Genomic DNA, 23,957 nt, shown 5'->3' on the forward strand with positions numbered 1-23,957 from the left:
CTGATTATAAATTTTTTAAATCTCTATTTTTCTAACTGCTCCAGATACTCTCTCCCCAGTCTGCTCTTCGTCGTGCCCTGCTTCTGAGACGATGGCTTGGCTGGCGGCAAAAGTTCGTACCAAGCCTGCTCTACCGTTATCAGACAATTGTTGCAAAGCGGACGGTCGGCGTTGATATTGGCGATAAGGGTACGGAGGTCCTGCATGGCGCGGAGGTAGCGACCCGGTTTGGCCAGTGCTTCCTGGGCCAGTTCCCGTCCTGCCCGCTCGAGTAGCGCCACGTCCTGCTGGCTATACCTGTTGCCTTGTTTTTGCCGTTCCAGCCACTTTAACGCGTTGCGGGTGTTTGGGAGTTTGGTTTCGGCCTCTATCGTCCGGCGCTCCGTCGGAGCTTTTATCTTGCTTAAGTCACCTGTCAGTCGCTTTTCGGGTTCTTTGAGTGGCGGCGGATCGAATCCTGTTTTGGCGGCGTAGGCGCGGGTGCTTTGCTGCACCTCCTTGAGCATGCGCAATGCTTTGTACTCGTAAGGCAGCGCCTCTTTCGGGCGATGGGTGCGCAGCCGCAGTTCAGCCTCCCACATCTGTGCCAATGCGCCTTTCAGCTTGGCTTTCACGGCGGGCTCAAAGAAAGTGGCCGCCTCCTCCTGATCGTGCTTGTGCAGGTAGGGGTCGAGCAAGGCCTCTACACTGGTCTGGTCCTTAAACTCCGGGTGGTCGTGACCATCACCTGCGAAGTGCTCTTCTTCGTGACCTTCTTCTCCCTCCGGTATGCCGCCGCCCGGTCCTATACCTGACTCAAACTCCTCGCCCAGAAACTTGCCATAGCGCAAGCGCAAAAGCTTCTGGTCCACGCCCAGGTTGTTGCCGCGCTCTTCGAACACAGCCCTGCTCAGTGTTTTCTGTTCTTTGATCAGCTTCTCGGTGTCGATGATGATCTGGCGCTGGCTGCGGAAATACTCGGGCACCGGGTTTACGCCCATGGTCAGGTCGTCCATGCTCTCCACGATGGTGGTGTCCTCGATCTGCACAAAGTACGTCTCGGAGCGGGTGTATCCGCGGTGGTTGTCCCAGGCCTGCACATAAAAATAAATCTCGTCGCCGTAAGTCATGCCCAGTTTCTGCAGGTCGATGGTTTTGTTCACGCTGAAATTGCGGCGCTGTCCGCTAAAGCCAATGCTGATCTTCTCTTCCCTGAACTTCACGGCCTCACCGGTGCCCTTTGCCACAGTGGCGATCATGTTGGCATCGCGCAGGCCGTAGTCATCTGAGAGCTCGGCCCGGATAGTTACGCGCTGCGGGTCGCCGAACAGGATCTCGGTATACTGCTCCGGCTTCGTGATTTGGATGGTCGGGGCTTTGTCCGGTATGATCTCCAGGGTATAGTAAGCCGACTTTTGTCCGTTAACAGCCATATGATAGAGCGCCGGCTCTGTAAATGCCTGCGACATGATATAGCTTCCATTTTGGGAGGTGAGCGCAACAGGTTTTCCTTCGTTCAGCACCAGTGCCACACTTCGGGCGGGCCGGTTAGTGCTGATGCGCCACGTTACGCGTGCACCCTGCTCCACCCGCAGGTTCGGCTGCCCAGCCTGATAGGATTTGCGGCCGGTATAGGCAGGCGGCGTGATGGTGATGTCGATTTTCTGAATGGTCACAGCAGTGTCGGCAACTGCTGCAGGTGTGTCAGGGAAGTCGAGTTGAAGGGGTACTGCGATTGCCGCGTCGGCCACCGAGGCGGCCGGCAATGCCGCTATACCTGCCGCTACAAGCACGGCTATACCTAACGCCAGGTAAGTTGGCTTTTTGTGCAGGTGAAAAACCGACTGCTTTTTAGGTATAGCGGTCTGCAGTTGACTGGCCACCCGCTGCTGCTGCAGGCGTTCCAGTAGGTTGAGGTCGGAGGATTGTCGAAGCAAAAGTCCGGCGCTGTCTTCGAGTTGCGGATAGGTGCGGTTGAGGTGTCGGGCCACCTGCTCTAGACTGGTTTTCCGGAGTTGGCGCCAGGTCCAGCCAAGGTATAGCAAAGCACCCAGGATCATCAGAATGGCCAGGCCGGCCAGCAAAGGCACTTCCAGGCCCCACTTGTACAGGATGGCAGCTCCCACCAGCGCCACAGCTAGCGCCTGCAAGGTATACAATCCTCCCTTCGCCCGGATATACTCCCGGCGAATTTGCTGTAAGGTATGGCGGCTGTCCTGCATCAGGCGGTTTTTCGTTTGCTGGTGATCAATCGATCTGCTAAAAATAGCAGAAAAGCCAGAAACACGAGCCAGGGGATCAGGCTGTACTGCTGCTTCTCCGACTTATCTTTTTTGCTGAGCGGCTGCACGACGGTTGACTTCAGTTGTGTTTCATCCAGGGCACGGGCGTCGTAGTTGGAGGCGGCTTGCTGTGGCAGAAGCAAAGACAGCAAGAGTTCCGGCAGTTGTGCGCTCTGTCCCAGTTGGCTCCAGACCGGATTAAAACCGCTTCTGAATTGATAGATCTTGCCCAAACCCAGTGGCTGTACGACAAGCAAAGGCTCGCCGGCAGTTGTCAGCCACACGGTGCTCGCTTCGCCTGGGTTTATACCTGCCTTGCTGTTGGCTATACCTGTTGCTGCAAGCTGGTGTATCCTGATTCTCTCTATACCTGAAGCAGCTAGCTGAGCTGTAATAGGCACAGGCTCCGAAGCTGATTGCACCCACAATTTGGTGCCTTTTTCCTGCACCTGCCCTAACCACGAGCCGGGTACCTCTCCACCGTTCAGCCAAAATAACCAGGTGGCAGCAGTGTCGGGTTGAGTGGTGGTAGTGATTATATGTGTTTCGATAGGGACACCGGTGTAGGGGCTTATTGCCTGCACGGCCGCTTGCAGGTAGCGCACCTCTGCTTGTTGCGCTTTGTCGTGGGCTATACCTATGCGGAGTGGCTCTTTCTGAATGGCTACCGTTTGCGGAGCGCTGTTACCCCACTGTGCTGTAAGAGAATCTCTCTGCATGGCTAGTCTCACGGATTTGCCGTTAATATTCGCCTCCCGGGCAAGAGCAGCCACCTTCACAGCATTAAATTTAGTGCCCTCGCGAGTGCTTTGGCCTGTGATAAGCAAGAGACTGTCAATACTCAAGGTATAGGCAGCCTGAACCCAATGGGTGTTGCTTTCAAAGGCCACCGGAACCCAGCGGATGTTCTCCTGAAGTGGAGCTGGTATACCCTGAAAATGGCGTTGCTGATCGGAGGTGAACAGCCAGACACTGTCCTGCGCCTGCTCGTACTGCTGTGCCAGAGCGGGTAGTAGCCCCCAATGGTTGCCACTGCTCACAATAGAGTCTGTCGGGTTGTTACTCAGCACCTGCCAGTCTTCAGTAGGTATAACCTCAAAAGCTGGGGTATAGCGGTGCAAGGTATAGCCACGTTGCAACAGGGCGTCTACTATTGGTTTGATGCTACGGAGGGCGGTGCTATGTAACAGTTCAGGACTGATAAAGATAGCTTTCCGAGCCTGCTGCGTAGTCGGAGCGCCTTCCCACACCGGCTTTGCCAATGCCACTGCTAAGAGCAGCAGAATCAGGCAACGAAGTACCAAAAGCCAGATGTCACTTAACCGGATACTGCTCCAGCGTTTGCTCGCCGATGGCTCCAGCCAGCGCAGGCTTCCTACCTTCACAGTCTTCCCCTGCCGCCTGTTCCACAGGTGGATCGCGATCGGAACCAGTACAGCCGACGCTGCCAAAAGCCAGTATGGGGAAAGGAAAGTCAAGGAAGTTGAAAAAGTTAGAAAGGTGGAAAGTTAGAAAGGTTGGGAATTGGGTAGTTTGCCTACTCTGCTTAAAATGTTGAACGTAACCGTTGTGGTTTCTCCTTCGAAAGCATCCCGAAGTTGCTTTTCGACCAGCTGCACCGGATTGTAGCCTTGCTGCTTCTCGTAGTGTTTCACCGCTGACCAGGTGTTCAGGTAACCGATCAGGTCGTCGGGCGTCCAGGTATAGCGGCTGCTGAACTGCGGCAATTCCAATTCCTGAAAGGGGAATGGAATGGTGCGGTAGCCTTCGTCGAGGTAGTTGCGTTCCGGATCCCAGTAGCCGTCGAGCACTTTGTTGTAGAAGTGTTGTATTACATTATCCAGTGCGGGATGCGTGCTAAGCAAGCCATACCCGATCACAGCGATCACACCATCGGGCTTGAGTATCCGCTTCACCTCCTGATAAAATCGATCAAAATCAAACCAGTGTACCGCCTGTGCCACCACGATCAGATCTGCAGACTGGTCAGGTAGCGAGGAATTCTCGGCCTGCTCTACTCTGTAGCTAATGTTGGGCAGCTGCGCAGCATTCTTCAGCTGGTTCTCACTGATGTCAGTAGCTACTACCTGGTTGAAAAGTGGGGCAAGCATACCCGCTACCTGCCCGTTACCCGTGGCGCAATCCCAAGCCAGCTGCCGGGCTGGCGCTAAACCGGCCAACTGTGTCATTAGCTCTTGAGGGTACGTGGGCCTATACCTGGCATAGTCAGCGGCATGTCCTGAAAAGTTGTCTTTCACCATTCTTCTAGTATTCACTCCATCTTAAATTCACTCATTCAATCATTCAAAAATCACTCATCCACTCAATCAGTCATTAACTTAACAACAGCCTGTTCTTCAAAAAAGCTCTCAAGGCTTTGTCCAGCGGCTCGTCGGTCACGAAGCGATCGTAGGCGATCTGGCGGTTGCGCATGGCTTTTTCGGTTTGCTGAAGCCAGTCCTGCAGTTTGGTCAGGTAGCTTTTGCGTTGCTCAGCGGTTCCTACCTGCATGGTCTGACCCGTTTCCAGATCTTCGAACGTCAGGGTGCCTTCAAACCTAAAATCCAGTTCGTTCCGACTCATCAAGTGGCACAAAAGCAATTCGTGCCGCTGCGCGCCCAGTTTATAGAGCAGGTCAGTTATTTCATGCTCGTGCTCATACAGGTCGGTTACAAACACGGTCAGTTCCTTCTGCCGGCGACCCGAGAACAGGTTGGCAGCTGTCTGGGCATCAGGGAAGCGTCCGGTTGGTTTGATCTCGGCGAGCTGGTGCCAGAAGCGCTGCAGGTGCATGTTGTCGGAGCGGGGCGTTAGGTTGATCAGCTGCTGTTCATGCAACACGTACAGGCCCACCGCATCGCCTTGCGTAGTGGCCAGGTAGGCGAGCGATGCTACCAGAAAGCGGGCGTAGTCCATCTTCGTTAGGCCGTTCTCGTCCTCGTGCGCCATCGAAGCGCTGCCGTCCACAATAAAGCGTACGGTAATGTTGGTGTCTACTTCGGCTTCCCGGATGTAGTAGCGGTCGGAGCGGGCAAACATCTTCCAATCCAACTGGCGCAGGTCGTCGCCGGGCTGGTAGCTGCGGTACTGGCTGAACTCCAGTCCTGCTCCACGCCTGATGCTCTGATTCTGGCCGCTCAAAAAGCCCTCCACCACCGTTTTAGCCAATAGTGGCAGGTCCTTGATCGTGGCCAGCACCTTTGGGTCGATGAACTTGTGCCCTGTTTGTGACATATAACAGTGAAGTTAAACCAGGCTCTGACGTAGTTTCAGATTAACTAGCTCTGCCTCTATCGTGGCTTCATCCAAAAGAATATCCACTCCACCAATTAGCTCTTGGCGCACCCTAAGCATATACTTCTGCGTGTCTGTGTATAGCACAATGGCTGCATCGTAGTGTATAGGCTCGTCAAATTCCTGATTCCAATCCTGGTAAACCTCGATCAGCAGCACAGGGGTTGATAACACGCGTATTTCGGAGTGCTGCCCCGACTGCAGGAGTTTTTCGCACCGAAGCGGCATCCGGCTCTCCTCAATCTCAAACTCGTAAAACGTTGTGGAGGAGCGGGAAGTCAGCTTATAGTCTGCACTGATGTTGATAAAGCGGTGGTCCTGCTTGTTTTTGGTGAGGCCAATAGCAAACTCAGGCGCCCAGTAGGTGACCTTGCCGCCAGTGGCCTTTATTTTTATATGGTCAGTGAAGAAATAACAGATGCGCTCTCCTACAATCCTTTTCAGGAGTTGCGTGCCTGCGTCCGTCAGTTTTACGTTTTCTGTTTCTTGCATCTGTTTTCAGTTTCAGTTTGCCATATTGAGCTGCAATATCAGGCGCTCGTGCTGCAGTCGTAGCCCAACTATCGCAACCCCCTATACCAGGACCGCTTTGGGTAATTTTATGTGCTGCAGTAATTCCTCGACCACCTTATCTGGCGTAATGCGCTCAGCCTCGGCCGTAAAGTTGACCAGTATGCGGTGGCGAAGCACCGGGAACGCCATTGTCTGTACGTCAGCGGTCGTCACGGCAAAGCGGCCCTGCAGTAATGCCCTTGCTTTGGATGTGAGAATAAGCGCCTGTCCTGCCCGCGGGCCCGCGCCCCAGCGTACGTAGCTTTTGATGTGTTCGCTCGAGGTGGTATCGGGACGGGTGGCACGCACCAATTGGTTCACGTAAGTCAGCAGGTCGTCGCTGATGCTCACCTCCCGCACGAGTTGCCGCAACTGCAGGATCTCTTCACCCGAAATGGCCGGGTATACCTGCTCCTTTCGGGTGCCGGTGGTGCTAGTGAGGATGTTGAGTTCCTCCAGCTCGGTCGGGTATTTTATTTTGATGTAGAGCAGGAAGCGATCCAGCTGCGCCTCGGGCAGCGGGTAGGTGCCGGCTTGCTCAATCGGGTTTTGGGTGGCGAGCAGGAAGAAGGGCTTTGGCAAGATATAGGTCGTGCCCGCATACGTTACTTCGTACTCCTGCATGGCCTCCAGCAGGGCAGCCTGCGTCTTGGGCGGCGTCCGGTTGATCTCGTCGGCCAGCACGATGTTAGCGAAGATCGGTCCTTCATTGAACTTAAAGAATCGCTTGCCGGTAGCATGGTCCTCTTCCAGCACCTCTGTGCCAAGGATGTCTGTCGGCATCAGGTCTGGCGTGAACTGGATGCGACGGAAGCTGAGGTCCATGGCGTTGGATAAAGTGCGTACCAGCAGGGTTTTGGCCAGACCCGGTACGCCCTCGAGCAAGCCGTGTCCGCCCGCCAAAAGCGTAATCAGCACCTCGTCGAGCACTTCCTCCTGCCCCACGATCACTTTCTGTATCTCCTGCTTGAGCTGTGGCAGCTTGCTGAGGAGTTGGTTTAAGTCTTGTTCAGTCACGGGTTTCTAATTATTAATGACGAATGAATAATGATTAATAATTAATAGTTATTCAAGAGGATTACTGAAGAATGGTCGTGTGAAGAATCCTTTACAGGGATATTAGTCATTACTCATTCACTATTATTCATTAACTAGTCAGCGCATACATAATGATGTTCACGCCAAACTTGGTATTATCTTCTGCCAGCCAGCGTTTGTTCCTAAAGTCGTAGTCCCACTCGCAGCCGTAGTCTTTGTTGCTGTAGAGCACCCCGATCCTGCCGTTTACCTCAATCGCCTTCAGGTAGTCGTGCACCAGGTCGTCGCCCCAGCCGTTGAGCTCGAACGATGTGGTGGGTGGGCCCTCGTCAAAAGTAAAAAAGCTGTTATATACCTTGTGGTTGTTCGGAATCTTCTTGAGTGCACTCTGTCCGAATATCTGCTTCATCTGCTCCTCAAATGAGCGAGCAAACAGTCCGTCGATGTCGTGGTTGCAGTCGTCCACGAACACGAAACCGCCGTTGCGCACGTAGGTCTCAAAGTTCTGCCGCTCCTTCTGGTTGAACTGCACCAACCGGTGGCCGCTCATATAGCTGAAAGGATAATTGAACAGTTCGGCACTGTCCAGCGGAATCACCTTCTCCTGCTCGTTCACTTTCACCGTCGTGTACTCGATGAGCGAATGCAGCAGATTACTCGGCATACGCGGGTCGGTATCCCAGTTGCCGGAGCGGTACTGCAGTCGGACGAAGGTGAAAGGTTGCAATTTGGATAGTTTAGGGTTTTATACTTTAAGCGTTTATTTGCTTGGTAATAAACTAAATCAAAGGATCTTCTCCGGGTCTAGATCGGCTGTTTTAAGAATAAGTTTGTAGGCATCTAAAAATTCATTCAAATTCCTTTTTTCAGTTTCATAGTCTGGTGTGTTCACATGATAAGTAATGCCTGTGCCATTTGCTCCATAATATATGGAACAAGAAGCTCCATCTAAAAGTGAAGGGTGCGGGCCGCCAATAATGTCTGTTGGCCTTATTTTCTGCAGTGAGGTGACAAGCGCCTGAAACTGCCCTTCTGTTATTGCTATTCTCTTCTCCGTTGGCTTGGTTTCCGGTTTTAAAGAATTAGGGTTTATTTCTAACCACGTAGATACAGATTCTACTCTTACACTATAGCTAGTATGCGTATCGCGGGAAATGTGGACTTTAACACGAGCATTATCCGGTCTGACTGCAGTACTATATTCCAGTTCTATAATTCTGACCTCTTGGCTAAAAGCAGCGGTTAAGGACAAAAAGCTTATGAATATTAATGATAGCACTGCTTTCATAGTGAGTTAGCTTGTCATTCATAATCTCTTGGTATGAAAAGGAATGCCGTACACAAATTTGCATACGGCATTCAAGGTATACGGTAGCTGATTACACCGCGTCAGACAAGCTGGTGAAGGTGAAGTCGCGGATTTTCATTGGAGGCACCAGGTTGCCGTCGATGCGCTGCGGACGACCCAAAGCCTCCAGGTTATTGAGCATGATGATCGGGCTCTCGTTGAAGCGGAAGTTCTTTACCGGGTACTGGATCTTGCCATTTTCGATGTAGAAGGTACCGTCACGGGTAAGGCCGGTGTAGAGCAGTGTCTGCGGGTCTACAGAGCGAATGTACCACAGGCGCGTCACCAGGATGCCGCGCTTGGTACTCTTGATCATGTCTTCCAGTGTCTGGTTGCCACCTTCCATCACCATGCCGCCTGGGTTGGGAACCGATTTGGCACCAGTTTTCTCCGCCCAGAAACGGGAGTTGTACAGGTTCTTGATTACGCCTTTCTCGATCCAGGTGGTCTTCTCGCGCGGACGGCCATCGCCGGCAAACGGAGCAGACGGAATTTCAGGGTGTGCCGGGTCAGAATACACGGTAATGCGCTCGTCCACCAATTTCTCTCCCAACTTGGTCTTGCCACCGGGCTTGCTCAGGAAGCTACGGCCTTCTTCGGCATTACGCTGGTCCATGTTGCCAAACATGTTACGCAGCAGATCGATGGAAGCAGCTGGCTCCAGAATGACGGTATACTTGCCTGGTTCCAGTGCTTTTGCATTGCGGGAATTCACCGCCTTGCTGGCCGCAATCTGGGAGGCAGCGCCTGTGTCGAGCTTGCTCACATCGCTGAAGTCCTGCGTCACGTAACCGGAGCCGGTGCCATCCTCCGTACGCATGGTCACCGAGAAGTCGACTATAGTAGACGGATGGTAAGCAAAAAGCCCTTTGGAGTTGAGTCGCGACATGAAGCTGGTCGAGTGCTCCAGGAAGCCAGCGGCGGTCAGGCCTTTGTCGGCAGCCGCTTTTATACTTTTGGCAGCTGCATCGGCTCGGTAGGCGGCGTCTATTTTGGCAGTGCTGTCGAAGTGCGCTTTGGTGGTGATGTACTTTTGAGGCCCCAGCATGGGCACGTACTCCGGGCTCTCCGGCGCGATGCGCGCAATCTCCTCGGCGCGACGCACCACTTTCTCCAAAGAGGCATCGTCAAACTCGTTGATCGTCGCTACGCCAGATCGTTTTCCGAAGCGCGACTCTACCGACATGGCCACGTTCTCCTCGGCCCCGCTGGTAGATACTTCGTTTCGGGCGTAGCGGATGTTGCCGCCATTATTGCCGGTCAGCGTGACCTCACACTCATCGGCTTTTGAGTAAGCCAGCGCTTTTTTAAGCAAAGCCTCTGCTTGTTCTCTTGTATATATTGCCATCTTATTTTTAGTTAAGAGTTATGAGTTGAGAGTTAAAAGTTGAGAAGCAATAACAGGTATAGCTATACCTATGAACAAGGCTTTTTACTGAGCAAGAGTCCATTTTACAGACTCCTAACTCATAACTTTTAACTCTGAACTTAAAATCGTTAGATTTTACGAGCTGTATTGATCACGTTCACGCCATTGAAGCGGGTATGGGCAGAGCCGTGCGATACTGCGCTTACCTGGCTTGGCTGACCCTTGCCATCGAAGAACGAGCCGAACAGGCGGTAATCGCTTTCGTCACAAGAACCCGCGCAGGAGTTCCAGAACTCTTGCGTGTTGCTCTGGTAAGCCACGTCCTCGAGCATGCCCACAATCTTGCCTTTGCTGATCTCGTAGAACGCCGTGCCGCCGAACTGGAAGTTGTAGCGTTGCTGGTCGATCGAGTAAGAACCGCGTCCGGCAATGTAGATGCCTTTGTCAACGCCGCTGATGAGCTGGTCCACGTTCATCTTCTGCTTGCCCGGTGCCAGCGACACGTTTGGCATGCGCTGGAACTGCACCGAGCTCCAGTTGTCGGCATAGCAGCAGCCATGCGACTCCGGCTCATTGATGATGTGCGCCTGGTCGCGGATGGCCTGGTAGTTCACCAGTATACCGTCTTTGATCAGGTCCCACTGCTTGGTCTTCACGCCTTCATCGTCCCAGCCTACCAGGCCAAGCGAGCCCTTCTGGGTCTTGTCTGCAAAGATGTGCACCTTGTCGGAGCCGTATTTGAAGTTCTTGGATTTCCACTTGTCCAGTGTCGCGAAGGAAGTACCGGCGTAGTTGGCTTCGTAGCCCAGTACACGGTCAAGTTCCAGTGGGTGACCTACTGATTCGTGGATGGTCAGGCCGAGGTGGTTCGGATCCAGTATGAGGTCATACTTGCCAGCTGCCACGGATTTGGCTGTGAGTTTCTCTTTGGCTTGCTTGGCGGCCAGGGCGGCATCCTCCAGCATGTCGTAGGCATAGCGGTAGCCCATCAGGCCAGTGCCTTCCGGTCCTTTTATCTTCTCGCTTGCTTTTGGCACCATGTACTCCCAGCCCATCCCCATTGGGGCACTCAGGGCCTCACGGGTTCTGAACTTACCGCTGGCTTTGTCTACGGCGGTTACCGTAAAGTTTGGCCAGATGCGGTGGATGTCCTGGTCGATGTAAGAGCCGTCGGTGGAGGCAAAATACTTCTGCTCGTTTACCTGGAAGAGAGCTGAGTTCACGAAGCTGGCCCCGTTCTCCATGGCCTTGGCGTTGGCGGCCAGCAGCAGGTCAGCTTTCTCGTTTATGGGCACTTCAAAGGCATTTTTCTCGATTGGCGTTTTCCAGCTTACCTCGCCGTAGCTCTTCACTGGCGCCAGTCTTACCGGCTCTTTCTGCAGTTTGGCGTTGGCTTTGGCAATGGCTACGGCCTCCTGCGCAGCTTTGGCTATACCTTTGTCAGTCACGTCGGAGGTGGCAGAAAAGCCCCAGGTGCCGTTGGCCAGCACACGCACACCTACGCCATAAGACTCGGCGTTCACGATGTTCTGCACTTGCTTCTCACGCGTGAAAACATACTGCTGCAGGTAGCGGCCTATGCGCACATCGGCATAGGACGCGCCGCTTGACTTGGCTGCGTTCAGGGCTACATCTGCCAGTCGCTTTTTCAGGGCCGGGTCTACCTGTTCCAGCGCTCTCTCGGGTGAGATGATATCGCCGAAGACAGGTATGGAAGGCATCATGAGCCCGCCGAACCCGAGCGCCGATAGCTCGATAAAATGACGTCTTTTCAAGTTCTTTTAAGTTAAGGTTTAGAGAAGTTTAGTTTTAGGTAACTAAGTTTAGGCATTTGCACGCTTAAATCAAAGTATAGGTACTGGTTAAAAGCTATATAGGAGAATTTAATAGATAAAGCAGGTGTATACCTCTACGAAAGCTTTACTAGGTTCTTAGAAGGAGAAGAGTGAAGAAGGTTTAATCGCGCTACGTCGTGCATAGTCGGCAGAGAAAGGATTTGACAGGTATGGCAACTGAATGTGTAATGTTTCCAGGCCTGAGTCGTCTCTGTCATTGGAGGGTCAGCGGCGGTTTCTGTGCCTTGCGTTTATACCTGACTTTGTTACTATGAAGAATCGATTCTTAACCGGCTGCGGCGTTTTGTTGCTGCTCGCCCATAGTTTGGTTCAGGCCCAGCCCAAGGTGCTGAGCGTGGCCCAATGGCAACAGGATGTCAGGGCACTGGCTGAGCAAATGCCCAAAATGCACCGGTCTCCTTATAATAAAGTGTCGCAGCAGGAATTTGACAGTGCCGTAGCCCGGCTGCACGCACAGGTGCCCAAACTACAGGATCATGAAATTATAGTGGGGCTCACCCGTCTGGTCGCCATGATCGGTGATGGCCATACCCGACTGACGCTGCCGCAGGACATGGCGGTGGCTTATAGCCGGGCGCACTCCTCCACGCCTCCTCCCGCTGACTCCGGTTTGTATCTGAACCACCTGCCTGTAAAATTCGCCCTTTTCGACGATGGCCTGTTCATCCGGGAAACAACACCTGACCTAATGTACCTGGTGGGAGCAGAGGTACTGCAGATTGGAAACACAACCGCAAGCGAGGCGCTGGAAAAAGTCAGGCCTGTCGTACATTATGACAACGAGATGGGCTTCAAACAGCTGGCCCCCACCTTTCTGGTAGTACCTGAATTTCTGGCGGCACTGGGTATAGCCGATGATCCGGAGGAGGTAATGTTCAAAATAAAGACACGGGAAGGAGCTGCCGCGGAGGTTATGCTCTCTTCAATCCCGCAATTCAGGCAGGTATATTTTGTCGGGGCAAGTGAGGCGCTCGATATAGCAGCGCCTATGAGCCAATGGAACAGGAAGGATAAATTCTGGTTCCATATGCTGGAGAAAGAGAAGACGCTGTACGTGCAACTCAATGAAAGCAACGACAAAGACGATGAATCGCTGGCCGCTTTTGTCGCCAAAATAGAGCGCATCGTCACCGGGTTTCCAGTGGAGAAGCTGGTGCTCGATCTGCGGTATAACCCGGGCGGGAACAATCATCTGAACCGCTCCCTGGTGTTGGCCCTGGCACGGTCGGAGCAGATCAACCGGTTTGGGAGACTCTATACCCTGATCGGACGGGAGACTTTTTCGGCTGCTCAGATGCTGGCCAATGACCTGGAATTTTACACCAATACCCTCTTTGTAGGAGAGCCCTCCGGTTCTTCGCCCAGCGCCTACGGCGACTCCAGGAAAATGCAGCTACCCAACAGCAAACTGACCATACGGGTGTCCACTATTTACTGGCGCGACTGGGATGGAGACGAAAAGCGACCCTGGACAGCACCCGATATACCGGTCGGCTATACCTCAAAAGACTACCTGTCGGGAAAAGACCCTGCGCTGGAAGCAGTACTGCGGATGCCCCAGCACATCAGCCTGGCGGATGTGATGCAGCAGGTATACGAAAAGGCAGGCTTTCGCTCGGCCACCTGGGTCTACTTCCGGGCCGTGCAAGATGCCCGCGCTGATAGCGAAGCGATCGATCAGGCAGAGAAGAATTTCGGGGAATATTTGCTGCAAGCCAAGAAATCACCGGATGCCATCGCCTGGTACAGCCATATCAGCGGCCGCTACAAAGAAGAGGCCTGGCCATTGATTGGGCTGGCAAAGGCGCACTTGTTGAGCGAGGAACCACAAAAGGCGACTGTTGCATTGGAGAAGGCAATTCAGTTACAACCTGCCAATAAGCAGGCGAAAGAACTGTTGGCGACGATAAAAAAAGTGCCAGCAAAAGGATGAAACACGTTGGTAAGCAGTGTTTTATAAATAAAGAAGATGCTGCTATACCTTGAACAGGCGAAATTTTGATAATATGCTGTAATGTTTCCTACACTAGGTCGTCTTTGTAATTGAATGGATCTGCAAGAGTTTAAAATAAAGGTACTTCCTGCGAAGCAAAAGCTCTACCGGCTTGCGCTGTTCCTGCTTCACGACAAAGAGGAAGCGGAGGATATCCTGCAGGATGTATTCCTCAAACTCTGGACGCAAAAAGACAAGCTGGATGCTTACAATAGTGTAGAGGCCTTTGCGATGACTATCACCAAGAACCTGTGTCTGGATAAGCTGAAGGCTGGCAAGCGAAAACAAATGGTCGACGTGACAGGCATAGACCTAAGCTCAGGAGATATGAACCCCTACCAGCACTCGGAGTTGACAGACAGCATGGGCAATGTGCAGAAGCTGCTGGCAGCTCTGCCCGAACAGCAGAAACTGGTGCTGCACCTGCGGGATGTGGAAGGCTACTCCTTCGAAGAAATAGAGCAGATTACCAGCCTGACCATAAACAACCTGCGGGTGATCCTGTCACGGGCCCGCAAAAGCGTACGGGACGGCTTTTTAAAACTAGAGAATTATGAAATTGGATAACATAGAAGAACTGCTGCAGAAGTATTACGAAGGCGAAACCACAGTGGCCGAAGAAAAGGAGCTGCAGGCGTTCTTTACCGAAACAGCAGACCTGCCCGAGCACCTGAAGGCCCATGCTGCCCCATTTCAGTACTACGCCAAACAGCAGCAACAGCAATCCATTAGAGTGCTTTCGGACGACTGGCTGTTTGAGAAGATCGCGCAGGAGGAGGTAAAGCAACCCGAGGGGCCAAAAGGAAGACAGGTGTTCTTCCCGATCCTGCAGGAATATGCTACCTACTGGCGAGTAGCGGCTGGTATCATCTTCATCCTGGGAGCCTTTTGGCTGGGCCGCTCTTATAACCAAGGTATAGCGCCAGCGCAGGATGCTGAAATAGCCGCCTTAAGGGAGGAAGTAGAGGAGATGAAGCTGGCGATGACCACAGGCGCCTCCGCCAGTGAGCGCATCCAGCTGGTCAGCCAGGAGTTTGACACCGAGCAGCCCGACGAGATCATCCAGGTGCTGATCACGACGATGAACCAGGACCCGAACGTGAATGTGCGGGTGGCCGCCTCAGAAGCGCTTTATAAGTTCAGCCACAAAAAAGTAGTACGCCAGGCGTTGGCTGAGTCGCTGAAACTGCAGACAGACCCGATCATGCAACTTACGCTGATCGACATGCTGGTTAACATCAAAGAGAAAGAGGCAGTTGGCGAGCTGGAGGAAATGGCGAACCGGAAAGACCTGCTCCCGATCGTGAAAAGCAAGGCCGCAGAAGGACTGGGCATCCTGATATAACAAGACACATTATCAAAACAAAAGATATTACTTACCACTAGAGCCATATGAAAAGATTAACACTCGTAGTAGTTGCCTGTCTTCTGCTATCCGCAGCGCCAACACATGCGCATGAAGGAAATGTAACCCATACCACGACAGTAGCCGGGACAATCGATCCGGAAGGGACCCTGCAGGACAAACCGCTTGTCTACAAAAGCAAGCTAGGCAACAGCAAGGGCAACAAGGTTGTCATCATGATGCACAACAGCGATGTAAAGGTAATCGGGCACAACTCAGACGAGGTGGTGATAGAGGCTGCCAGCTATCAGGCCCCGCCTGCCCGTGCTGCCGGATTGAAACCACTGTACAACCAGGCCGAGGATAACACGGGAATGGGATTGTCTGTGGCAAAAGAAGGCAACACACTGACCGTTACGAAAGCGTCCAGACAGGATGGTAAGTATACCATTCGGGTACCCAAGAACGCTGCTGTCGTGTATGAAGAGACAAACTGGATGGGCGGAGACCTGAGCATTGCTGACATGCAGGGTGAGATCGAGCTTAAAATGAATAACGGAAATGCCACCCTCTCCAATATCACGGGCCCAATCGTAGCCAACGCTACCAGCAGTGACATGGTGATCAAGTTTTCGAGTCTGAACCAGTCCAAGCCGAGCGCCATCTCCACCGTGGCAGGTACCGTTGACATCCATTTGCCAGCCAACACGAAGGCGAACTTCAAACTGAAAACCATCCAGGGCGAGATCTACTCAGACTTTGATATGAACATAGCCCGGGACTCCAAGAGCAATCTGCCGCGTGTGACTGGCGGCAATAACATCGAGGGCAAAACCAATGGCGGTGGCGTCGAGATGAACCTGTACACCATCAGCGGCGACATGTACATCCGCAAGAGCAAATAGATAAAGACAAAATAAATTATCCGGACTATGAAAAAGATATGGACAATAGCCCTGCTGTGGCTGATAGCAACAGCGAGTGTGCAGGCCCAGAGCAAGACGGTGGAACGCACCCTGGCCGTTCCCGCGAATAACAAAGTGGAACTGAACCTGAAGTTCGGTGAAGACATCAAGATCAGTGCCTGGAACAAGAAAGAGGCCTTTATCAAAGTAACCTACGAGATAAACAGCGGCAAGCTGAACGAGGCCCTGCAGCTGAATTTCAAGAGCGACGATGCCAGCGCCCGGGTAAATGTGGACCTGGATAAGGAACTCACGAAAAATGGCCAGGCAGGCGATTGTCCGGACAATAATTACAGCCAATACAATGTCAGCAAGAATGGCGACCGCAATTTTATCTGTGCCAAGATCAATTACGAGATCTTCCTGCCAGCCAACGCTGACCTGACCGTGGAAACCATTAATGGCAACATCGAGATAAGAGGACTTACTGGACCGGTAAACGCTAAATCCATCAGCGGTTTTGTGGATATGAACTGGGCTCCGAACAAAGGCGCTGTTGTGGCCCTGAAAACCATCACAGGCGAAGTGTACTCTGATCTGGCCATCGACCTGGCAGGTAAGAAGCAAAAAGCGCCTATGGTAGGGTATGAGCTGAAAGGCAACGTGAGCGGCGGCGGCTCCCCTATTAAGTTAGAAAGCATCAGCAACGACATTTACCTCCGCAAAAAGGACTAGGTATAGACAGCTGATTCATCAGGCCAAAGACCACTTGTGAGGCAACGATTGAGATCGAATAGTCTCTTCAAAGCAAAAAGCGGGATGCCATACCATGGCATCCCGCTTTTTGCTTATCAGTAATCTATTAGTCGTTTAGGCTTCGCTAACCTTTCCGGCCAGGCCTTCTTCTTCGAGTAACTCGTTGAAGGCTTCGGCTTCGTTTCTGCTATTAAATCTGCCGGCTTTCAGCAGCACTACTTTCCGGCCGTTTACACGCTCCTCGGCCATCTCTAGCGGCAGGTGCTTGTCAAAGGCTTTGAGTTTGCGGCTGAGTACCTCGGCCTGCTGTTGGTTGGCAGCCGTTTGGATGGTATAGGCTCCTGGCTTTGCTTCTGCTGTCGCAGCTGCAAGGTCACTCTTGTCGAGCACCTCTACCTTTACTTTGGCCACTCCTTCCGAATGCATTCCCAGTTTGCGGGCTGCTGCTTCCGATACATCGATAATGCGTTTACCCACAAATGGGCCGCGGTCGTTGATGCGCAGGATGACAGATTGGTCGTTGGCTGGGTTGGTCACTTTGACCATGGTGCCGAAAGGAAGGGTTTTGTGCGCGGCGGTCATCTCGTTCTTGTTGTAGCGCTCGCCGCTGCTGGTTTTTCTGCCGTGGTATTTGCTGCCATACCAGGAGGCAGCTCCCACTTGGGTTTTGTCGTTGCTTTGTGCGAAAGTTGGTTGACTAACTCCGATAAATAGAAAAATGATTACTGTTAAGAGAATGCACTTTCTATCGTTCTTCATATAGTTTTTGGTTGGTGAATCCGCAAAGATACGGAAATATTTTCAAATGAGGCCTTATACGCCATATCACGGCCTTGGTTATAGGGGGATACGCGTTGCCTCAAATAATCGCTATAAGTGCTGTAAAGGCAAAATGTCTCTTTTTAGCTTATATGAGCATATTTTCATATATTATTATAGCGATCAACTAATTTGCTATTCATGAAAAATTATTTTGTTTTTCACGCATCGCTGGAGTTTAAACGGGAACTTTTGGTGGTATATTTTGTTTGAGCCCAATATTCTGCCAAAGCGTATACTTTATAAAAGCATAGTACCATGGACTTTGGAAAACTCTCGGATATTAGTCGTGTTGACTTTGCCTTGCCACCTGACCATCCTGACACCTTACCGCTGTTAAACAGGTATAGCAAGCGCTACAAAAAGCCCAGGGTATACATCGGTCTGCCGGTATGGGTGAACAAGGCCTGGGTAGGCGAGTACTACCCTGTAGGTATGAAAGAGAAAGAGTCGCTGTTGTGGTATGGCAAGCAGTTCAACACCATCGAGCTCAACAGCACGCACTACCACATTCCGGGTCCCGACACCATCGAGCGATGGCGAAACTCCGTGCCGCAGGGCTTTGCCTTCTGCCCCAAGTTTCCGCAGCTCATCAGCCACGAAGGGACGCTGGTGAGCGCGCTCGACCTCACGGCTACCTTCTGCGAAGCCATCGCCGGACTGGAGGATAAACTGGGCTGCTCTTTCCTGCAACTGCCACCCTATTTCGGGCCGAATCAGCTGAAAGATTTGGAAAAGTTTGTGCAGTACATACCTGAAAGTGTGCCGCTGGCCGTGGAGCTGCGCCACCCCGACTGGTTTGTAGACAATGTAGCTTCGCTGGAGCTGTTCGAAGTGCTGGAGAAGTTTCGGGTGAGCACCGTGCTGACCGACGTGGCAGGGCGGCGCGACGTGCTGCACATGCGTCTGACCACGCCTACCGCCATGGTGCGCTTCGTAGGCAATGGCCTGCACCCCACCGACTATACCCGCATCGATGACTGGGTGGCAAGAATCCAGGTATGGCTGGAGGCAGGTCTGCAGGAACTCTACTTCTTCGTACACGAGCCCGACAACACTGCCTCGCCCAAGCTGGCCACCTACCTGGTCGAGCAGCTTAACAAGGTATGCGGATTGGATGTAAAGCCACCAAAGAAGTTTGTGCAGGCCGTGCAGGGGGAGTTGTTTTAGCCGGCCATATCAGGGCAGGTATAGCGAGTGCTTATCTTAAACAGCTCATTTTTGTTGTAAAAAGCGGTAGGCTATACCAAGAGTAAATGCTGCTATACCTGCTCTTCAAGCATCTGCTATACCTGGAGTTATTGCATTATGCTGGCATCTGAAGGGTTCTACTATACCTGTCTTATAAAGCTTCTCGCTATACCTGCCGTGTTTGCTGTACCTATATTTTCAGTGCTGGTATACCTGATTCGTTGGTCTTGCGGCAAGGTGCTGGAACTTGCTATACCTGCGTTTACAAGGCCCTACACTTCCTATACCTGATCCCGATAGGTTTCTGCTTGTTAACAGGTATAGCTGAAACAAAAAAGCGGCGTGCCCACCTGGACACGCCGCTTTGCTTTGGGTTATTGGGTAAAGGGTATTAGATTTTGAAGGCGTCGTCGCTGATACCTTTGTTCACTTCCACGCTCTGAACTTCGGCTTTGATCACCTGCGGACCAACAACGGTCTCGATCACGTGTGGGTATTTCACGCCATCTACCTCTTTGTAGTTCTTGTAGCTCTTGGTCTGAGTGATAGCGCCCTGCGGCGTGTGCATGTTCTTCACATCTTTCAAAAGCAGGCCTGTTGCCTTGTCAAAGTAATGCAGTGTCTTCTGACCGTTTTTGGCCGTCGCTTCCACGATGTAAGCGTCTGTGCCATCTACTTTCTCCTGACCGGTTACAGCCGTCTTGATACCAAACTTCTCAAATCGGGTCATGGAGAACATGTCAGACTCAGCTTTAGAAGAAGCAAGTTCTTCGGCAGTCATGTCTTTGTTCAGGCCTTGCATCGGAGCTTCCATCTTGCCTTTGTCACCGTTGATGATCACACGCTGCATCGGGCTGTTGTTCATCAGGATCTGGATCAGCATTTTGTCAGCGCCTTTTTGCTGTTGCTTAAAAGTAAGTGCCATACCCTGCACGCTGGCATTCATGGTCACTGTCACGTCCTTCACTTTCTCGATGTTCGCTTTGCCACCAATGGCCTGGATATACTTCGAAATAAGCTGATCTGCTGTCACATCCGTAGGAACTGCTTTGGCAGTCGCCATATCTACTTTCTCGCCTGTCGCATCGAAGTAGGCGATTTTGCTGTCATCTTTATCGAAAGCCACCAACTTGTCAGCGATGTCCTTGGCATTGCCAACGGCCAGGATGTAAAGCTGGTCAGGGCGCACGTACTGCTGGGCCACGCGCTGCACATCAGCTGCCGTGATAGCCTCCACTTTCTTCAGATAGTTGGCATAATAGTCAGCAGGCAGGTTGTAGCGGGCAGTCGAAATGGCGTACATGGCCACAGTACCCGGATTCTCCAAGCCGCGGGCGAAGTTACCGGTGATGTAGGCTTTGGCATAGGCCAGTTCCTTGTCCGTTACCTGCTTGGTTCTGATGTCGCTGAATTCTTTCATAAACTCTGCCGTGGCGCTATCCGTTACGGCGTTGCGCACGCTGGCAGAGGCATTGAAACGACCCAGGATCTTGTCAGAAGAAAGCGTAGAGTACGCGCCGTAGGTATAGCCGTGCTTCTCGCGCAGGTTCATAAACAAACGGGCTGTACTGCCGCCACCCAGAATGGTGTTCATCACCTGAGTTGCCACATAGTCCTCTGCACCTGGCTTCATCTGTACCGGGTTTGTGAAAGAAAGCACGCTTTGTACCGCGCTTGGGCGGTCTACAATCACTACTTGTGTTTTGCCATCGTGCTTCGGCAGGTCATAGTTGTGGCTAGGTACATTGCCTTTCTTCCACTTGCCAAACGACTTGTTTAGCAGCTTTTTCATCTCCTTTGGCGTCACGTCACCCACTACAGCCAGGTAACCGATATTCGGACGGTAGTACGTGTTGTAGTAATTCTGCACATCAGCCAGCGTGATGTTTTCAATTGACTTCTCAGTAGTCAGCTCGCCGTTCGGGTGGTTTTTGCCGAAAAGCAGGGTATTGCGGATTTTGCCGGCAATGGCATCCGGGTTGTCCTTTTCAGAAGCCAGGTTGGCCAGCATCTGCTTTTTCACCTTGTCCAGCTCTTCCTGCGTGAAGTTCGGGTTCAGAAGGGCATCAGCCGTTAGATCCAGCAGGGTAGGCAGGTTCTTCTTAAGCGAAGAAGCGCCAAAACCGGTTGAGTTGAATGAAAGGTTCGCGCCGATAAAGTCCACCTGCTCGTCAAACTGGTCTTTGCTACGGGTTTTTGTGCCGGTGCGCATCATCTGGCCCGCCATGTTCACGTAGCCTGCTTTGTCGCCTTCCAAAACCGGGTCGCGGTCCAACACCAGTGACATGTTCACCACGGGCAGTTTGTGGTTTTCCACCACGTACACCTTCAGGCCGTTTTTCAGGGTGAAGTGCTCGTACTTGCCTAGCTCAATTTTTGGAGCCGGACCAGCCGGTGGAGGCGTTTGCTTTGTCTGTGCTGTGGCCACCGTAGTGAGCGCCAGCATCAACAGGAGTATGTTATATATTCTCTTCATGATAATCTAATTAATTGCTTTGTTGAGCTGACTTTGGCAGGTAGTGCAACACCACGCGGTTGTTCTTGGTGAGGTACTTGTTGGCCACGCGCTGAATGTCCTCTTTCGTCACCTTCATGTAGCGGTCAATCTCGTTGTTGATCAGGTTGGCATCGCCGTAGTACACGTGGTAGTTGGCCAGGTTCTCGGCACGGCCCGCCACGGTGCTGTTCTGCTGCACAAACTGGCTTTCCATTTGGTTGCGCAGCTTCTGGAACTCACGCTCTGATATCAACTCTTTTTTCACAAGTACAATCTCTGCGTCCACCGCCGCTTCCAGGTCCTTTACATCCACGCCCATGTTGGCGATGGCATAGGTTAGGAACAGGCCCGGGTCTTCAGTTGGGAAAGGAATAGAAAGTGCGGCAACCGCTTTCTGCTGCTTATCCACGATGGCCTTTGGCATACGGGCACTCTTGCCGCCAGAAAGCAATGTAGTCAGCATAGAAAGGGCATAATGGTCTTCAGTACCCTGTGCCGGAATGTGGTAGGCCTGAATAACGGCTGGCAACTGGATGTTGTCATACACGATCTTGCGGCGCTCTTCGGTCTGGGCCGGCTCCACTACGTTTGGTCTTGGAACTTCCTTGGTGCCTTTCGGGATTTTTGCGAAATACTGCTCGATCAGTTTCTTCGTCTCGTCGATCTTGATGTCGCCGGCGATAGAAAGTGTGGCGTTGTTCGGCACGTAGAAGGTCTTATAAAAATCACGGAATTCCTCGATCTTGGCGTTGTTCAGGTCCTCGAATGTACCAATCGGCGTGATTTTGTAGGGGTGCTCGGTATAGGCAAGGCCGAAGGTGTTCTCCAGTATAGTACCGTATGGTTGGTTGTCCACGCGCATGCGTTTCTCTTCCTGCACCACTTTGCGCTGCGTTTCCACACCTACTTCGTCTACTTTGGCGCTTACCATACGCTCTGCTTCCATCCACAGGCCAAGCGCGAGTTGGTTAGAAGGCAACAATTCGTAATAGTAAGTGCGGTCAAACGAGGTATTGGCATTAAGCGAGCCACCGGCAGCCTGTACCATGTTCATGTACTGGCCACGCTCAATGTTCTCCGTACCCTCGAACATCAGGTGTTCGAAAAAGTGCGCAAAGCCCGTGCGGCCTTTTACTTCGTTTTTGGAGCCCACATGGTACAGCACCGACACAGCCACGTTAGGCGTGGAGTTGTCCTGGTGAAGAATCACGTGCAGTCCGTTGGGGAGCGTATACTCCGTGAATTCAATCTTATTGCTCTTGGTCTGGGCAAAGGCTGTGAAGCCCGATGCGACCCATACAAGGCAAAGGAGAAGCTTTCGTTTCATAAAGAATAAAGGTTTAGGAATGGTCATGCTCTATCGCACGACTTATGTTATAAAGTCTATAAAATTAGTATAAACTCTGCAGGAGTTTTGCACAAATAGCTGAATGCCTATGTTTGCTCTACTAACGGGGTGGTCAGGCAGATAAACATTGGAATTAAGGGGATGTTTTTTGAGTATTGCTTAGATATAGCTCACATCATCTGCTGTAGCTGTTGTAAGATGAATTTCTTGGGCAGGTTGAGGAAGAGCGACAGCAGGAAGAAGGCAAAAAGCACATACTTTGCCTGGATGATGTCCTTATGTTTGTCTGGAAGGGAGACTAAGGTGTAAACCAATCCAATGAGTAAAGGAAAGCTGAAAGGCGCCAGCAGCCTGTAATCAAGAGCGTCGAAATGCGATACAAAGCGCATCGCTAGAATAGCATCCAGGTATAAAAAGGCTATACCTATGCATATCATCGAAAAGCTATTTTGCTTCAATTCATGCCAAAAGTTGAAATGCCGCTTTACCTTAACAGCTATGAAAGCTAGAACCCCTGCCTGGACGATGGCTGTGACGTAGAGCAAGTAGTCTGGCTGGTTCTGCGGCCTGAATTCGCGGATGATAAGGAACTCGTTGAGGAGGCCTTTGATAGACATGAGTATAAAGTATACTCCTGATTCGGTTTCGGTTTCAAGTCTATCAAGGCCTGTAGCAAATCCGCTGAGTTTATAGTTGAGAAGCAAATAACCTCCAAACGAAAAAGCCAATGACGCCGAAGTGCAGAAGAAAATCTTTGCGTATTTGTGGTTTCTATTTAGATAAAAGTGTAAACACAATATGACAGGAATGCCTAATGAGAAAATACCTGCATAGCGAAGCAGGAACAAGACGAGACAGGCAAAGTAGATAAACACAGCATTACGCGGAATTGCTAAACCATTACATATTTGTAATATCAAGTATGCAAGCAGTAGAAGCAGTAACAAAACTGGCGCTTCAGACCACGTGAAGCTATATATTTCCAAAAATGTATAACTAGAACAGACTGAGGCTAGTACAAAAGAATACGTACGACTAATACCACGTAAAAATATAAATAGGCCAGCCAATAAGAGAAGGTTAAGGATTTTTGAGGCCCAGAATACATCAAGTCCACTTATGCTCGATGTTATGAAAATCAGTACTGGATATCCTATAGGCCACTTAGTAAAAAGCCGGGTCTTATTGCCTGCTGCGTCTGTTTCATAAAAACCATGCCCATCTTTTAAATTCCTGGCAGCATCTAGGTATGCAATTGAATCAGGTGTTGTATACCCTGTTCCTTCAACATTTACTCGAAAGATAATAATCGCGACTGTAAGCAGGTATAGCAGTAATAAAAGCACGTCTGCCCTTCTTAATTTTTCTTCAAGCATACCCAAACC

The 23,957-nt window shown here is 51.6% G+C and carries 21 protein-coding genes; 7 read left to right on the forward strand and 14 right to left on the reverse strand.

Annotated elements, in window-relative coordinates; translation table 11 throughout:
- Positions 1-23: 23 nt before the first annotated feature.
- The 10 genes from Q4E40_RS12025 to Q4E40_RS12070 all read right to left on the reverse strand — a co-directional run bounded on the left by Q4E40_RS12025 (position 24) and on the right by Q4E40_RS12070 (position 11,637).
- Positions 24-2,201 (reverse strand): DUF4175 family protein, encoded by a 2,178-nt coding sequence (locus Q4E40_RS12025; RefSeq protein WP_303412439.1) that lies wholly within the window; start codon positions 2,199-2,201, stop codon positions 24-26.
- On the reverse strand, positions 2,201-3,739 hold the full coding sequence (locus Q4E40_RS12030) for a BatA domain-containing protein (protein ID WP_303412442.1): 1,539 nt from the start codon (positions 3,737-3,739) through the stop codon (positions 2,201-2,203). The genes Q4E40_RS12025 and Q4E40_RS12030 overlap by 1 nt, the downstream gene beginning before the upstream one ends.
- Positions 3,740-3,769: 30 nt before the next feature.
- Complete coding sequence (locus tag Q4E40_RS12035) at positions 3,770-4,537, reverse strand: class I SAM-dependent methyltransferase (RefSeq protein WP_303412444.1); 768 nt, start codon at positions 4,535-4,537, stop codon at positions 3,770-3,772.
- 58 nt (positions 4,538-4,595) lie between these two features.
- On the reverse strand, positions 4,596-5,495 hold the full coding sequence (locus Q4E40_RS12040; RefSeq protein WP_303412446.1) for a DUF58 domain-containing protein: 900 nt from the start codon (positions 5,493-5,495) through the stop codon (positions 4,596-4,598).
- A 12-nt stretch (positions 5,496-5,507) separates the two neighbouring features.
- Complete coding sequence (locus tag Q4E40_RS12045; protein WP_303412448.1) at positions 5,508-6,047, reverse strand: hypothetical protein; 540 nt, start codon at positions 6,045-6,047, stop codon at positions 5,508-5,510.
- A gap of 81 nt (positions 6,048-6,128) precedes the next feature.
- Entirely contained in the window at positions 6,129-7,124 is a 996-nt protein-coding gene (locus Q4E40_RS12050; RefSeq protein ID WP_303412450.1) for an AAA family ATPase, read from the reverse strand.
- 130 nt (positions 7,125-7,254) lie between these two features.
- A complete protein-coding gene (locus Q4E40_RS12055) occupies positions 7,255-7,872 on the reverse strand; it encodes a DUF4159 domain-containing protein (protein WP_303412452.1) in 618 nt (205 codons plus the stop codon).
- Positions 7,873-7,929: 57 nt separating this feature from the next.
- On the reverse strand, positions 7,930-8,433 hold the full coding sequence (locus Q4E40_RS12060; protein ID WP_303412454.1) for a hypothetical protein: 504 nt from the start codon (positions 8,431-8,433) through the stop codon (positions 7,930-7,932).
- A gap of 91 nt (positions 8,434-8,524) precedes the next feature.
- On the reverse strand, positions 8,525-9,841 hold the full coding sequence (locus Q4E40_RS12065; RefSeq protein WP_303412456.1) for a TldD/PmbA family protein: 1,317 nt from the start codon (positions 9,839-9,841) through the stop codon (positions 8,525-8,527).
- Between the two features lie 149 nt (positions 9,842-9,990).
- The gene (locus tag Q4E40_RS12070; RefSeq protein WP_303412457.1) at positions 9,991-11,637 is read right to left on the reverse strand and encodes a TldD/PmbA family protein; all 1,647 of its coding nucleotides are present in this window, start codon (positions 11,635-11,637) and stop codon (positions 9,991-9,993) included.
- 331 nt (positions 11,638-11,968) lie between these two features.
- Between Q4E40_RS12070 and Q4E40_RS12075 the strand changes: the two genes are divergently transcribed.
- The 5 genes from Q4E40_RS12075 to Q4E40_RS12095 all read left to right on the forward strand — a co-directional run bounded on the left by Q4E40_RS12075 (position 11,969) and on the right by Q4E40_RS12095 (position 16,696).
- Positions 11,969-13,651, forward strand: a complete 1,683-nt coding sequence (locus tag Q4E40_RS12075; protein WP_303412459.1) for a S41 family peptidase — start codon at positions 11,969-11,971, stop codon at positions 13,649-13,651.
- A gap of 114 nt (positions 13,652-13,765) precedes the next feature.
- The gene (locus Q4E40_RS12080) at positions 13,766-14,278 is read left to right on the forward strand and encodes an RNA polymerase sigma factor (RefSeq protein WP_303412461.1); all 513 of its coding nucleotides are present in this window, start codon (positions 13,766-13,768) and stop codon (positions 14,276-14,278) included.
- A complete protein-coding gene (locus Q4E40_RS12085; RefSeq protein ID WP_303412463.1) occupies positions 14,265-15,056 on the forward strand; it encodes a HEAT repeat domain-containing protein in 792 nt (263 codons plus the stop codon). Before Q4E40_RS12080 ends, Q4E40_RS12085 begins: the two co-directional genes overlap by 14 nt.
- Before the next feature lie 47 nt (positions 15,057-15,103).
- Positions 15,104-15,961, forward strand: a complete 858-nt coding sequence (locus Q4E40_RS12090) for a DUF4097 family beta strand repeat-containing protein (protein ID WP_303412464.1) — start codon at positions 15,104-15,106, stop codon at positions 15,959-15,961.
- Positions 15,962-15,988: 27 nt separating this feature from the next.
- Positions 15,989-16,696 (forward strand): DUF4097 family beta strand repeat-containing protein, encoded by a 708-nt coding sequence (locus Q4E40_RS12095; RefSeq protein WP_303412465.1) that lies wholly within the window; start codon positions 15,989-15,991, stop codon positions 16,694-16,696.
- 135 nt (positions 16,697-16,831) lie between these two features.
- Here the strand turns inward: Q4E40_RS12095 and Q4E40_RS12100 are convergent, their stop codons facing one another.
- On the reverse strand, positions 16,832-17,476 hold the full coding sequence (locus Q4E40_RS12100) for a septal ring lytic transglycosylase RlpA family protein (RefSeq protein ID WP_303412466.1): 645 nt from the start codon (positions 17,474-17,476) through the stop codon (positions 16,832-16,834).
- 318 nt (positions 17,477-17,794) lie between these two features.
- Between Q4E40_RS12100 and Q4E40_RS12105 the strand changes: the two genes are divergently transcribed.
- On the forward strand, positions 17,795-18,706 hold the full coding sequence (locus tag Q4E40_RS12105) for a DUF72 domain-containing protein (protein WP_303412468.1): 912 nt from the start codon (positions 17,795-17,797) through the stop codon (positions 18,704-18,706).
- Between the two features lie 138 nt (positions 18,707-18,844).
- Positions 18,845-19,018, forward strand: a complete 174-nt coding sequence (locus tag Q4E40_RS12110; RefSeq protein WP_303412470.1) for a hypothetical protein — start codon at positions 18,845-18,847, stop codon at positions 19,016-19,018.
- A 100-nt stretch (positions 19,019-19,118) separates the two neighbouring features.
- On the opposite strand, the gene Q4E40_RS12115 is transcribed toward Q4E40_RS12110, so the two are convergent.
- From Q4E40_RS12115 to Q4E40_RS12125, 3 genes are all read right to left on the reverse strand, one after another.
- Positions 19,119-21,203: an insulinase family protein gene (locus Q4E40_RS12115; protein ID WP_303412472.1), complete on the reverse strand. Its 2,085-nt coding sequence runs from the start codon at positions 21,201-21,203 to the stop codon at positions 19,119-19,121.
- A gap of 10 nt (positions 21,204-21,213) precedes the next feature.
- Positions 21,214-22,551: a M16 family metallopeptidase gene (locus tag Q4E40_RS12120; protein WP_303412474.1), complete on the reverse strand. Its 1,338-nt coding sequence runs from the start codon at positions 22,549-22,551 to the stop codon at positions 21,214-21,216.
- A 191-nt stretch (positions 22,552-22,742) separates the two neighbouring features.
- Complete coding sequence (locus Q4E40_RS12125) at positions 22,743-23,948, reverse strand: hypothetical protein (RefSeq protein ID WP_303412475.1); 1,206 nt, start codon at positions 23,946-23,948, stop codon at positions 22,743-22,745.
- Positions 23,949-23,957: the final 9 nt, after the last annotated feature.

Origin of the sequence: Pontibacter coccineus, from assembly GCF_030546575.1 — a bacterium.
Taxonomy (GTDB): Bacteria; Bacteroidota; Bacteroidia; order Cytophagales; family Hymenobacteraceae; genus Pontibacter; species Pontibacter coccineus.